The organism is Bacillus sp. WP8 (assembly GCF_000800825.1).
GTDB classification, from domain to species: domain Bacteria; phylum Bacillota; class Bacilli; order Bacillales; family Bacillaceae; genus Bacillus; species Bacillus safensis.
Genome location: NZ_CP010075.1, coordinates 452285 through 464294, shown reverse-complemented (window position 1 = coordinate 464294; position 12010 = coordinate 452285). Strand labels below are relative to the sequence as shown.

Sequence of the window (12010 nt, the reverse complement as noted above, 5' to 3'; positions counted from 1 at the left end):
GAGTTCATCACATATGAAAAAATACGTTAAAGCTTTATTACCAATGCTTCTCGCTTCATTTTTATTGGCGATTCCTGTGAGTGCGCACGTAACAGTCAAGCCTGATACGTCTGCGACAAATGTTTGGGAGACCTATACATTAAAGGTTCCTTCTGAAAGTGACAGTCCAACGACTAAGGTTGTCGTGACAATTCCTAAAGGCGTAGAATTCCAGCAATATGAGCCTGTACCTGGCTGGAAAACGTCAACTGAAGAGAAAGATGGCAAGGTGACAAGAGTGACTTGGGAGGCAACTGGTAAAGGTGTGCTTGCTGGACAATTTCAGCAATTCGTTTTTGTAGCGAAAAACCCTGAAAAAGCTGGTGAAGCTGCATGGGATGCGTATCAATATTATAAGGATGGAACAGTCGTTGAATGGACTGGCGATAAAGATGCTGATAAACCTCATTCCATCACAAACATTGTGGCATCTAATACCGTAACGGATTCACATGGTCAAGAAAAACCCAAAGAAGAGAAGGCCTCTGAAACAGCCTCTGCTTCTTCCTCACCACTTGTCCTTGGTCTGTCCATTGCTGCTCTAGTCGTGGCACTGATTGCACTGGGACTTGCTTTTAGAAAAAAATAAAAGCTGTATGAGCGATCGTTTTCTTAGAAACGATCGCTTTTTCTTCCTTTACACATTTAAAAATCAATTATTTTCCATTTTCCCAACTTGTTATTACCAATATAGGATTGAATAGGATAAATCCACATGCCATAATGAGACAGATGACCACATAGGAGGCTATGAGATGAACCATGTAATCATTTTTGCTCATCCCCAGCAAAGCTTAAATCAAACCTTATTAGATCTTGTTGTGAGCACTCTATTGAACAATGGTCATAAAGTGACTGTTCGTGATGTCTATGCGCTAGGTTTTTCTCCAGAGCTCACCATTGCAGAAAAGGCTGCGATCAAATGCGGTGATGTCCCGATCGACATTCAAAGAGAGCAGAAGCTGATTCAGCAAGCGGATGTGCTGACGTTTATTTTTCCAATATGGTGGACAGGCTTGCCAGCTATGCTAAAGGGCTATGTAGAGCGCGTCTTTTCTGAGGGCTTTGCTTATCAGAAGAATGAGCATGGAGTGATTGAAAATTTACTTCGGCACAAAAAAGGGGTCATTATCAACACGCACGATGCCCCGAGGAATTTTCTTGATTCCAATATGAGCTTCTCCTCCTCTCATCACATGACAACGGATACAGAAGTCTTTAATCTTATTGGGGTTCAGCCTGTCGAACGGCTTTTGTTCAGCAGTATGGAACAGGCATCTGCAGATTACATACATGAAATTCTGAAAGAAACGAAAGAAACGGTGGACCAGCTTTTCCCGCCGGCTGTATAACATAAAAAAGACTGCTGAGATTCCTCAGACAGTCTTTTTCACGTTTATTCGTCTAAACCAATAGATACATATTTTGTTTCTAAATATGGTTCGATTCCTTCGATTCCACCTTCTCGCCCTATTCCGCTCTCTTTCATACCGCCGAACGGTGCTTGGACAGCTGATGGACCGCCATCATTCCAGCCAATAATTCCATAATCGAGATGTTCGGAAATGTAGAGCCCGTTCCGATAATTTTCTGTAAAGAAATAAGCTGCAAGGCCAAAAGGTGTATCGTTGGCTAATTCAATTGCCTCATCTAACGTTTGGAATATCGTAATCGGTGCCACTGGACCAAAGGTCTCTTCATGCATGATGTTCATCGAAGGGTCCACATGTGTAAGAACCGTTGGCTGGACAAAATAATATGATTTGTCATCGTCGAAATGCGTATCGCCGCCGACAAGAACTTTCGCCCCTTTATCCACTGCATCTTGAATTTGGCCGACAATTTTATCAAAGCCGCGCTTGTTGATAATTGGACCGATAGATGTGCCTTCTTCAAAGCCATTGCCCACTTTCAGCTTCTCTACTTCTTTGCTGAACCTTTGCGCAAATGCTTCATGAATGTCTTCATGCACAATTAAGCGGTTGGCACAGACGCAGGTTTGTCCTGCATTACGGAACTTAGACGCCACTGCTTGTTTGACAGCTAGTTCAAGATTTGCGTCCTTGTCTACGATGAGTGGGGCATGACCGCCAAGCTCCATTGATACATGTTTGACTGTGCTGGCACTGTTTTTGATCAAATGCTTTCCGACGGGCGTTGAGCCTGTAAACGTGATTTTTCGAATCAATGGACTATCTGTGAAGATTTCACCCACTTCTTTGCCATCTCCGACAACCCATTGCAATGCATCCTCTGGAATACCAGCTTCATGACCTAATTTTACTAGTTCAATAGCTGTCAGCGGTGTATCTTCAGCAGGTTTTACAATAAACGTACAGCCTGCTGCAAGCGCTGGGGCTGCCTTTCTCGTAATCATCGCCGCAGGGAAATTCCACGGAGTAATGGCAGCAACAGGACCAACTGGCTGTTTTGTGACGAAAAGGCGTTTACTTGTCGTATGTGATGGGATGGTTCTTCCATAGATTCGCTTTGCTTCCTCCGCGTACCATTCAATATAACCAGCCGCATAGACGATTTCCCCTAATGCTTCTTGATACGGCTTCCCGTTTTCTTCTGTAATGATTTTCGCAAGCCTTTCTTTATGTTCAATCATCAGATCAAACCACTTGCGAATGATATTGGCACGCTCATGCGCTGACGTTTTGGCCCATGCTTTGAATGCTTTATGTGAGCGGGAAATTGCGTCTTCGATCTGTTCTTTTGTATGCTGAGCAACTGAAGCAATTTCTTCTCCTGTTGCAGGATTATACACTTTGAGTTCGTTTGTCATGCTCTACCGTCTCCTTCGTTCTTGGATTCATTACATATAGTATATACCCAATGAGTACCCAACCTAAAAGCAAAATCCATTCAGCTGGCCATGATAAGGAGGCCGGCATTCCTGGAAAGTAAAATGAAAGAAAAAGAAGACTCAGTCCAATGGCTAGAACGCCTGTCGTCCGCCAATATTTAATGCGGTATGGACGCTCAAGCTCGGCTTCTATTTTGCGAAGTCTCATAAAGGCGATGGACACAATTAAGTACCCGACGATGATTCCGACACCGCCCGCATTCACAATCCACACGAGGGCAGGACGGCCTAATAATGGAGCAAAAAAGGCCAATGCCCCAAGAAACAAAATCGCATTTGTCGGTGTCTTATACTTTGGATGAATATACGCAAACCATTTGGAAATCATGCCTCTTTCCGCCATAGCGTATAAGATACGGCTTGCACCGATAATAAAGGCATTCCAGCTCGTCACAATCCCTGCTACACCGCCAATAACCAGCACTGTTCCAAATGCTTGATGACCGAGAAGCTGAACCATGGCATCTGCTGTCGCTAATGAAGAGGCTTCAAGCTGTCCTTTTGACATTCCAGCAGCTACCCCAAAGACAATAAGCAGATAAAAAACGACCGCGCTTACGATAGAAATAATCAAGATTCTCCCAATGATTTTCTTTGGTGCATGAATTTCCGCTGCTACTTGTGGAATGACATCAAACCCAACGAATAAAAAGGGAATCATGACTAATACCGCCATGAGACCGCCAACCCCGCCTTGAAACATCGGCTCAAGGTTTGCAAAATCTCCATTAAATGTTGCGCCGCCTAAAAGGAGAAAACCTGTCAGAATAATTGCCACAGTGAACACGGACTGGAAAATGGCGGCAGGCTTCGCCCCAATGTAATTCAGCGCTGTTAAAAACAATGCACCGCCAGATCCAATCAATACCCACGTGAAATAAACGTCCCATCCCCCTATATTCCATAAGAAGCCAACATGCTGTGTTGGAATCACATAATCAATGACGGTCGGCAAGGCGACAGCTTCAAACGTAATCACAGACACATAACCAAACAATACGCCCCATGCTGAGACGAACGCTGCTTTCATCCCAAATGCCCGTTGGACAAAGACGAGCCCCCCGCCTGTCTCTGGAATTGCAGATGAAAGCTCGGCATACGTGAGTCCAATAAAAATCACGAGAATGCCTCCTATCACAAAGGCAATCACACTGCCTAAAAAGCCCGCTGTTAAAATCCAATCTCCCGAAAGTACAACCCAGCCCCAGCCAAGCATTGCACCAATGGACAAAAACAGCACGTCTGACTGCGACATCGTTTTTGCCATTTGTTGTTTTTGCATACAACCATCCCCCTTTGTTGTTTAGCGTGCTTTGAAGGCGTCCTCGATGATCCCTAGTCCCTCGTGAAGCAGCTCATCTGTGATGACAAGTGGTGTTAAAAAGCGAATAATATTCCCATTAATCCCTGCCGTTAATAGAAGCAGCCCGTGATCGTTTGCATATGCTGCAATCGCTGCGGCTGTTTTCTTATCCGGTGTACGCGTTGTTTGATCTTCCACAATTTCAATCGCCGCCATTGCCCCTAATCGGCGGACTTCCCCAATGAATGGATACGCTGTTCTCCATTCATTGGCTTTGTCCTCAATGACTTGTCCAATGTGTTCAGATCGTTGATTCAATTGTTCAGTTTCAATGATATCAAGAACAGCCATTGCTGCTACACAGCCTAACGGACTTCCTGCATATGTTCCCCCGAGCTCCCCTGGATCTGCCGCATCAAGCATTTCTTTTCTGCCAACGACACCACTCAGCGGTAAGCCAGCTGCAAGAGATTTTGACACAGTAATTAAGTCCGGCACCACATCAAAGTGCTCAATCGCAAAGTATTTCCCTGTTCTCGCAAAACCGGTTTGGATTTCATCGGCAACAAAGACAATCCCGTGCTGCTGACAAAATGATGCAACGTGCTGAACGAAACGCTTCGATGGCACAATGAATCCGCCCTCCCCTTGGACTGGTTCCATGACCACACAAGCAACAGTTTCTGGTGCAACGGCTGCGACGAAGAATTGATTGAATTGATCAATGATGTACTCGTCGTACGCGGCATCACTTAATCCTTCAGGCTTTTGATAGTAATAAGGGTACGGTGCTTGGTACACCTCAGATGCGAATGGTCCGAAGCCAAATTTATATGGCTTGACCTTGCTCGTCATGCTCATTGTCATATTCGTTCTGCCGTGAAAACCTCTTGTAAACGACACAACGGCCTGTCTTTTCGTATATTTACGGGCTATTTTCACGGCATTTTCAACAGCTTCTGCACCTGAATTAAGGAAAATGGTTTTCTTATCATGGTCTCCTGGTGTGAGGCGGCAAAGCTTCTCTGCCAATTCGATATACGATTCGTACATCATCACGTTAAAACCTGGATGAATCAGGCTCTCTGCCTGAGCTTTGACCGCTTCAACCACCTTTGGATGTGAATGTCCTACGTTTAATGTGCCAATGGCGCCTGCAAAATCGATAAATCGCTTCCCATCAATATCGAACAGCTCGGCTCCTTTCCCCTTCGCTGCAAGATGACGGTTGCCATTACTCACGCCTCTTGCGACGTATTGATCTCTTTTCCCCTGCCATTCTTCAGTTGAAAAACGGTTTGTTGTCGTTTGACTCATTGTCATCCATCCCCTTTATATCCTTTTTTATTATTCTGAATATTTTTTGGTATGATAGAAAGTACCAATATCATTTTTTTCATGGTACCAGAGAGGATGGAATGGTGAGATGCTGACAATTCAACTAGATCAAACAGGGCAAAACGGATATATTTATCATCAAATTTATATGAAAATCAAAGAAGAAATCTTAAATCGCAACCTACAGCCACACGATCAATTACCGTCCAAACGAGAGTTAGCCGATACATTAAACGTCAGCGTTAATTCAGTGAATGGCGCCTATCAGCAGCTGCTTGCCGAGGGGTATTTATACTCGGTTGAGCGCAAAGGTTTTTTCGTGGAGTCACTAGAAACGTTTCATGAATCTGGTCAGCTAAAACCCTCTTCTCTTCCTGTAGATTTAAAGGAAGAACCGATTGCACGAGACGACTGGTATTCTTTTTCACATATCTCCGTCGATACAGCGAACTTCCCATTTAAAAGCTGGCTAAAAAGCGAACAAAAGGCGATCCATCTCCACCAAGATGCCTTCGGTGAGCTTCCGCATCCACAAGGTGTGTATGAGCTCAGGGAAACGATTGCCCGGCTGATCGGACTTGCGAGAGGAGTCAAATGCTATCCAGAACAGCTCATTTTAAGTGCAGGCACACAGTCACTGATCCATTCGTTATCAAGCATTCTTCCAGCCGATCAAGTATACGGGCTAGAAAACCCTGGCTACCGCCGGCTCTATCAAATGCTGAAAAACAATCATCATCAAATTGAAACGATTGGCATTGATCAAAAAGGTGTGCGGATGAACGACATTTATACAAAACAGCCGAATGTGTTGATCATCACCCCTTCTCATCAATTTCCAACAGGGGTGATTATGCCGATTTCCCGGCGCATTCAGCTGTTAAACTGGGCAGCTGATCAGCCAGATCGTTATATCATTGAGGATGATTATGACAGTGAATTTAAATATGGCACAGACAGCATTCCAGCGCTGCAAAGTCTCGATCGATATGACAAAGTCATTTATATGGGCACCTTTTCAAAATCATTGCTGCCCGGCTTGCGGCTAAGCTATATGGTGCTGCCTCAGCATTTATTAAGACGCTATAAGGAGGAACAGCATTTTTTCATTCAAACTGCTAATCTTTTTACACAATACACCCTTCTTCATTTTATAAAAGATGGGGCGTATCAACGGCATATTAAACGCATGAATGGTTTATATGAGGAAAAACGGAAGCAGCTCATTGAAGAGCTCAATATGGTTTTTGCTGACAATGTGCGGATTATTGGAGAAAATGCCGGGCTTCATTTTATCGCAGAGTTCCGCTCAAATCGGACGCAGCATGAGATTTTACAGCGAGCGAAAGAAAGGAAGCTGAAAATGTACGGTATGGATCGGTTTACCCTTGATGAGCAATTGCCGGGGCATCAGCCAGGCTTTATCCCGCTCGTCCTCGGCTTCTCGCATATGAGGCGAGAGGATATTCAGCCGGCAGTGAAACGGCTGTATGACGCCATTTTTGGGAAATAAAACAGCCAGCTGCTCTTCATAGACAGCTGGCTTACCACCGCTTTTTATCTACAGCTAGAATCGATGACATGAGTCCAGGAAAAGCGGTCTCGATGTCTTCTTTTCTTAAAGAATAGTAACGGTGCTTCCCGTCAATTCTCACTTTCACGACGCCTGCCTCCCTCAGCACTTTGAAGTGATGGGAAAGCGTGGATTTGGCAATATTCATCTCATACGTGCCGCATGTCCTCTCCCCCGCTTCTGCCAAGCAGCGGACAATTTCTAAGCGGATTGGATCAGCCAATGCGTGCAGCACAGAAATCAGTCTCATATCTTCTTTGTTTGGATGGTTTGGATTCGTCATACGATAAATGTATCGTATTTTGTGCCAACATACAATCTCATTCACCTAAAACTCATGAACTGACTAGGCATGTAACGATTTAACTTCATTCACGTCCATTACTTAAGAAACGCTGTATTGAAGGGAAGGAACCTTTTTTGATACGTAACATATGGTTTAGTTTATTGCTCTTGCTGCTCACGTTTTCCTTATGCGCCTGCCAGTCAGTCCAATATCATTCCCAGTCAAAACCACCTAGTGCGGAAGAGTTATTAGCTATGGATCAGCAGGCAGATTTATTTCAATGGGAAGGAACCGTGTATGAAACAAATGTAGATTGGACGACATCCTTACACGTCACAAAACATCAGCAAGTAGGTGTCATTCAGAAAACAGCCGCCAAAAATTTTGAACATGGTACAGCTTCTAGGCTGCAAAAAGGGACCGCTATTTACTCTGTGAAGGAGAGAGAAGACCTTTTGGTCGTTGAACTTCACGGCAAAACAAAAATATATGTCGCACATGCGGAAGGATAAAGTACCTGTCATACAGACGGGTATTTTTTAAGTTCATTTTCTTGTCTTAAGGCATTGGTTTTGTTATGATAGCCAAAGTGACCACTCGGTTTCCATTGTGACCATATGGTTTTGCCGATTCGGAAAGGACTTAAGAAGATGAACGAAAAGCAAGAAGAGATTTTGCGGGTTTCGAAGAAATTGTTTTCTCAAAAAGGCTATATGAGTGTCTCCATGCAGTCAATTGCCGATGCCTGTAAAATATCCAAAGCGTCTATTTATAAACTGTTTGATTCAAAGGAAGCTCTTCTATTAGAACTGATTAAATACAATCAGCGCAAAATGAGAGAGATTTCCCGCATCATTCATTCAGAAACGACGCTGTCCAAAAAGGAAAAATTCACAAAGAAGATTAAGCTTGAGCTTGAAGAGTTTAAAGAGAATCATAAATTTTTGAACATGCTGTCCTTTGAAGCTTTTTCTCAGCATTCGCCCATTGTCATTAAGCATTTACGTGAAACACGCTCCATTATCATGCAGCGGCACAGAGACATTATTTTAAGTACATATGGTGAATCTGTCGCTCCATATGTCTGGGATTTAGTGATTGTTCTCAATGGATTAATGAGAGAATTCATCTTAATGCTGGCGATTGAGCAAAAAAACATCCAATTAGAAATTGCTGCCGAAATGATCATCGGTGTAATGGATCGTGTATCGAAAAAGCCTTGTTCCATTGAACCTGTGTTAACAGACGAGCTGATGAACTCTTATTTGCTTTCCTCACAGGACGAATATGACGAAGAAAAACTTGTCAACTCGTACTTAACAAAAATCAAACAAGAGCTTCACTCATGGCCAAACGGAGAAGAAAAAGATGATCTCCTCTCTGCGTATGAGCTGCTCAATCAGGAATTATCAAAGGACCAACCGAGAACCTTTTTAATCAGCTCACTGCTCGATTATTTAGGCAAAAACAGCGTTTTATCACAAAACGTGTCACAGCTGAAAAGCATCATTTTATAGATAAAGAAGGGATAACATGAACCAATCAACAACATCTTACAATCGATCTGTGATTGTTGGGATTTTTCTCGTTGGGGCATTCGTCGCGATATTAAACCAAACGCTTCTTATTCCAGCGATCCCACATATCATGGAGGACTTCAATATTGAGGTCAGCAAAGGACAGTGGCTTACAACAGCCTTTATGCTGACAAACGGGATTCTCATCCCGATTACGGCTTTCTTAATTGAGAAATTTTCGAGCCGTTCTTTAGTTTTAACGGCACTTAGCATCTTTACAGCCGGTACAATTCTTGCTTCATTTGCAACGAATTTCCCGGTGTTACTTGCAGCGCGTATCGTACAGGCAGCCGGCGCAGGGATTTTAATGCCGCTGATGCAAACGATCTTTTTAACTATTTTCCCAAAAGAAAAACGTGGGCAGGCAATGGGCATGGTCGGACTTGTCATTTCGTTCGCACCAGCGCTTGGACCAACACTTGGCGGCTGGATTGTCGATTCCTTCAGCTGGAAGGCCCTGTTTTATATTGTTATGCCAATCGGTATCATTGATCTCATTCTTGCTTTCTTCTTAATGAAAAATGTGACGCAGCAAAGAGAGACACGTATTGATGTGTTATCTGTCATCTTGTCGTCCTTCGGTTTCGGCGGGCTGCTTTACGGATTTTCTAGTGTCGGCACATATGGATGGACGAGTGCAACTGTTCTCATTTCGCTGATTGTCGGCGCCGTGAGCTTGTTCTTCTTTATCCTGCGCCAGTCGAACTTAACAAGACCGATGCTTGAGTTTGGCGTATTTAAATTTGCGATCTTTAGCTTAACAACTTTCCTCGGGATGCTTGTCTTTGCTTTATTGATTGGTACAGAGACGATTCTGCCGCTTTATACGCAGAATGTCAGAGGGCTGTCTGCACTTGATACAGGGCTGATCTTATTGCCGGGTGCTCTCTTCATGGGACTCCTGTCACCGATTATTGGACGGATTTTTGATAAAGTCGGCGGAAGAGGGCTGGCATTAGGCGGATTTACGATCCTCACCGTTACCACCCTGCCATTTATGCTGCTCACCCTTGATTCATCGATCGCTCTCATTACGGTCGCCTATACGCTTCGCTTAATCGGGGTTGGGATGATCATGATGCCGCTGACAACGGCAGGTATTAACGCATTACCGCCTCATTTGATCCCGCATGGGACAGCGATGAATAACACGATGAGACAAGTAGGCGGTTCCATTGGAACGGCTGTGCTTGTTTCCATCATGAGCAGCTCTGCTGCAAATGCAGAATTAGCCAATCCATTAAAATCAGCCGTTCATGGAATGAATACGTCATTTTTCATTTCTGGTCTGATTGCAGTCATTGGACTCATCCTCTCCTTTTTCTTAAAGGCAAAACGTGATAACAAAGTGATGAAGCAGGAGATATCTTCCTCCTCGTCTTCTTCATAAGAAAAAGAGCTCGGCATATGGCCGGCTCTTTTTTCATATACTCACACAATACCGTCCTCTCTATAAACACATTTGTATTTCTAGTGAAGAAAAACCTTGATAATTTAAGGAAAAGAGTTGATAATAGGAACTATTCAATTTGTGAGAAAATTTTTACTATAGGAGATGTATGCATTGAAGGTCGTGAAATTTGGTGGCAGTTCACTTGCATCTGGCAAGCAGCTGCAAAAGGTATTTGACATTGTAACAGCAGATCCAGCTCGAAAAGCAGTCGTTGTTTCCGCACCAGGAAAACGGCATTCAACGGATACGAAGGTCACCGATCTATTAATTAGCTGTGGTGAACAATATTTACGTTTAGGTGAAGCACATGATTTAAAGGAAGCCGTCATCGAGAGGTATGCCTCAATAGCGGATGAACTCGGATTAGGTCAAGACATTATCGATACCATCAGGCAAGATCTAGACACATTATTACAGGCTGATTCATCCCGCCCTGAGTGCTATCTTGATGCCATTAAAGCAAGCGGTGAAGACAATAACGCTAAGCTCATTGCCGCCTATTTCCGCCACCAGGGTGTGGAAGCTCATTATGTGAATCCAAAGGAAGCTGGTTTGTTTGTGAGCGATGAGCCTGGTCAAGCGCAAGTCCTGCCGGAATCATATGATCATCTGTACAAATTAAGAGAGCGGTCTGGCATTATTATATTCCCTGGCTTTTTTGGCTTTAGCCTAGCAGGAGACATCGTTACCTTTTCGCGAAGCGGCTCCGATATTACCGGTTCCATTTTGGCAAACGGCCTAAAGGCAGACGTGTATGAAAACTTTACAGATGTGGATGCTGTCTACGCTGTTAATCCAACGATTGTTCATGATCCAAAAGAGATTACAGAGCTGACATACCGGGAAATGCGCGAGCTGTCCTATGCTGGTTTTTCTGTGTTCCATGATGAAGCACTTATTCCGGCCTTCCGTGCAGGCATTCCAGTTCAGATTAAAAACACCAACAACCCGTCGGCAAAGGGTACAAAAATCGTGAATCAGCGGGATCATACAAATGGACCGGTTGTTGGAATCGCCTCAGACAATGGATTTTGCAGCATTTACATTAGTAAATATTTGATGAACAGAGAAGTCGGTTTTGGACGTAAGGTGCTGCAAACACTAGAGGAATATGGGCTTACGTATGAGCATGTTCCTTCTGGCATTGATGATATGACCATTATTTTACGGCAGGATCAGCTGGAGGAGCAGCATATTGAAGAAGAGCTGCTAGACCGATTGAAGCTCGTGCTTGATGCAGATGAGGTCGTTTTAGAGCGGAATCTCTCGCTGATTATGGTTGTAGGAGAAGCGATGCGTCATAATGTTGGCACAACAGCAAGAGCGGCAAAGGCGCTGTCAAAAGCGAAGGTCAATATTGAAATGATCAATCAAGGTTCTTCAGAGGTCAGCATGATGTTTGGCGTCAAAGCGGCTCAAGGAAAAGAAGCTGTTCAAGCCTTATATGAGGAATTTTTCTCTATGTCTACTGTCCCTGTCTCCCTTTAATCAGCAGGCTGCCAGATCTTAAGATCCGGCAGTCTTTTTTCCTCTCGCCGATTCGAGTTCTCTGCGCATTAAAGTGTATCT

11 protein-coding genes are annotated in these 12010 nt (G+C 43.9%); 7 read left to right on the top strand and 4 right to left on the bottom strand.

The genetic code is table 11. From position 1 onward, the window contains the following. Positions 1 to 13 precede the first annotated feature (13 nt). Positions 14 to 628 carry a YcnI family copper-binding membrane protein gene (locus QR42_RS02195; protein WP_039176549.1) on the top strand — a complete coding sequence of 205 codons (615 nt, stop codon included), beginning with the start codon at positions 14 to 16 and terminating at the stop codon, positions 626 to 628. A gap of 166 nt (positions 629 to 794) precedes the next feature. Beyond that, complete coding sequence (locus QR42_RS02190; RefSeq protein WP_039176546.1) at positions 795 to 1391, top strand: NAD(P)H-dependent oxidoreductase; 597 nt, start codon at positions 795 to 797, stop codon at positions 1389 to 1391. 44 nt (positions 1392 to 1435) lie between these two features. On the opposite strand, the gene QR42_RS02185 is transcribed toward QR42_RS02190, so the two are convergent. Genes QR42_RS02185 through gabT form a run of 3 tightly spaced genes read right to left on the bottom strand, consistent with a single transcriptional unit; the run spans position 1436 to position 5531 of the window. Then, the gene (locus QR42_RS02185; RefSeq protein ID WP_039176544.1) at positions 1436 to 2830 is read right to left on the bottom strand and encodes an NAD-dependent succinate-semialdehyde dehydrogenase; all 1395 of its coding nucleotides are present in this window, start codon (positions 2828 to 2830) and stop codon (positions 1436 to 1438) included. After that, on the bottom strand, positions 2805 to 4193 hold the full coding sequence (locus QR42_RS02180; protein ID WP_039176540.1) for an APC family permease: 1389 nt from the start codon (positions 4191 to 4193) through the stop codon (positions 2805 to 2807). Before QR42_RS02180 ends, QR42_RS02185 begins: the two co-directional genes overlap by 26 nt. Before the next feature lie 21 nt (positions 4194 to 4214). Continuing rightward, the gene (gabT, locus tag QR42_RS02175; protein ID WP_039176538.1) at positions 4215 to 5531 is read right to left on the bottom strand and encodes a 4-aminobutyrate--2-oxoglutarate transaminase; all 1317 of its coding nucleotides are present in this window, start codon (positions 5529 to 5531) and stop codon (positions 4215 to 4217) included. A 109-nt stretch (positions 5532 to 5640) separates the two neighbouring features. Between gabT and gabR the strand changes: the two genes are divergently transcribed. Further along, positions 5641 to 7065: a MocR-like transcriptional regulator GabR gene (gene gabR / locus QR42_RS02170; protein ID WP_039176535.1), complete on the top strand. Its 1425-nt coding sequence runs from the start codon at positions 5641 to 5643 to the stop codon at positions 7063 to 7065. A gap of 31 nt (positions 7066 to 7096) precedes the next feature. On the opposite strand, the gene QR42_RS02165 is transcribed toward gabR, so the two are convergent. Next, a complete protein-coding gene (locus QR42_RS02165; protein WP_039182979.1) occupies positions 7097 to 7408 on the bottom strand; it encodes an ArsR/SmtB family transcription factor in 312 nt (103 codons plus the stop codon). 137 nt (positions 7409 to 7545) lie between these two features. Here QR42_RS02165 and QR42_RS02160 point away from each other — a divergent pair, with 137 nt between their 5' ends. The 4 genes from QR42_RS02160 to QR42_RS02145 all read left to right on the top strand — a co-directional run bounded on the left by QR42_RS02160 (position 7546) and on the right by QR42_RS02145 (position 11929). Beyond that, positions 7546 to 7923, top strand: coding sequence for a hypothetical protein (locus QR42_RS02160; protein WP_039176531.1), 378 nt, complete (start codon positions 7546 to 7548; stop codon positions 7921 to 7923). Between the two features lie 138 nt (positions 7924 to 8061). Then, positions 8062 to 8928 carry a TetR/AcrR family transcriptional regulator gene (locus QR42_RS02155; protein WP_228285979.1) on the top strand — a complete coding sequence of 289 codons (867 nt, stop codon included), beginning with the start codon at positions 8062 to 8064 and terminating at the stop codon, positions 8926 to 8928. Between the two features lie 16 nt (positions 8929 to 8944). Continuing rightward, on the top strand, positions 8945 to 10378 hold the full coding sequence (locus tag QR42_RS02150; RefSeq protein WP_039176526.1) for an MDR family MFS transporter: 1434 nt from the start codon (positions 8945 to 8947) through the stop codon (positions 10376 to 10378). A 174-nt stretch (positions 10379 to 10552) separates the two neighbouring features. Continuing rightward, entirely contained in the window at positions 10553 to 11929 is a 1377-nt protein-coding gene (locus tag QR42_RS02145; protein ID WP_039176522.1) for an aspartate kinase, read from the top strand. Positions 11930 to 12010 lie beyond the last annotated feature (81 nt).

What these genes read in the sequence shown, in the direction of transcription:
- QR42_RS02195 (WP_039176549.1), top strand. Translation starts at nt 14, where the DNA reads ATGAAAAAATACGTTAAAGCTTTATTACCAATGCTTCTCGCTTCATTT.
- QR42_RS02190 (WP_039176546.1), top strand. Translation starts at nt 795, where the DNA reads ATGAACCATGTAATCATTTTTGCTCATCCCCAGCAAAGCTTAAATCAA.
- QR42_RS02185 (WP_039176544.1), bottom strand. Translation starts at nt 2,830, where the DNA reads ATGACAAACGAACTCAAAGTGTATAATCCTGCAACAGGAGAAGAAATT.
- QR42_RS02180 (WP_039176540.1), bottom strand. Translation starts at nt 4,193, where the DNA reads ATGCAAAAACAACAAATGGCAAAAACGATGTCGCAGTCAGACGTGCTG.
- gabT (WP_039176538.1), bottom strand. Translation starts at nt 5,531, where the DNA reads ATGAGTCAAACGACAACAAACCGTTTTTCAACTGAAGAATGGCAGGGG.
- gabR (WP_039176535.1), top strand. Translation starts at nt 5,641, where the DNA reads ATGCTGACAATTCAACTAGATCAAACAGGGCAAAACGGATATATTTAT.
- QR42_RS02165 (WP_039182979.1), bottom strand. Translation starts at nt 7,408, where the DNA reads ATGACGAATCCAAACCATCCAAACAAAGAAGATATGAGACTGATTTCT.
- QR42_RS02155 (WP_228285979.1), top strand. Translation starts at nt 8,062, where the DNA reads ATGAACGAAAAGCAAGAAGAGATTTTGCGGGTTTCGAAGAAATTGTTT.
- QR42_RS02150 (WP_039176526.1), top strand. Translation starts at nt 8,945, where the DNA reads ATGAACCAATCAACAACATCTTACAATCGATCTGTGATTGTTGGGATT.